Consider the following 722-nt stretch of genomic DNA (forward strand, 5'->3'; position numbering starts at 1 on the left):
TTATTAAAAGATGGTGTGTATGAGGATACCAATGGTGATGGTATTGTAAACGAAGGAGATTCAGTTCTCTACACCTTTACAGTAACCAACAACGGAAACGTAACCATTACAGGAATCACGATTACCGATCCAAATGTAACAGTAACTGGCGGTCCGATAGATTTAGATCCAGGAGCAAGTGATAGTACGACTTTTACAGCGGTCTATGTGCTTACACAGGATGATATCGATGCGGGAGGCGTATATAATTTAGCGACAGCTGAAGGAACCGATCCAGACGGTGATACGATAAGCGATGAATCAGAAGATCCAACACCGATTGATCCGAATGATCCTGAGAATCCACCGATTGATCCAAACTGTCCAGATTGTACGATCACAGTAATTGATCAAGACCCATCTTTAGAGTTATTAAAAGATGGTGTGTATGAAGATACCAATGGTGATGGTATTGTAAACGAAGGAGATTCAGTTCTCTACACCTTTACAGTAACCAACAACGGAAACGTAACCATTACAGGAATTACGATTACCGATCCAAATGTAACAGTAACAGGCGGTCCGATAGATTTAGATCCAGGAGCAAGTGATAGTACGACTTTTACAGCGGTCTATGTGCTTACACAGGATGATATCGATGCGGGAGGCGTATACAATTTAGCGACAGCTGAAGGAACCGATCCAGACGGTGATACGATAAGCGATGAATCAGAAGATCCAAC

Annotated in this window: 1 protein-coding gene; it reads left to right on the plus strand. The window is 42.2% G+C overall.

Translation table 11 applies throughout. From position 1 onward, the window contains the following. Positions 1–722 (plus strand): DUF7507 domain-containing protein (locus ACFO3O_RS22575; RefSeq protein ID WP_465251773.1); only part of this gene is annotated, 722 nt, incomplete at both ends.

Origin of the sequence: Dokdonia ponticola (genome assembly GCF_042653865.1) — a bacterium.
GTDB lineage: Bacteria > Bacteroidota > Bacteroidia > Flavobacteriales > Flavobacteriaceae > Dokdonia > Dokdonia ponticola.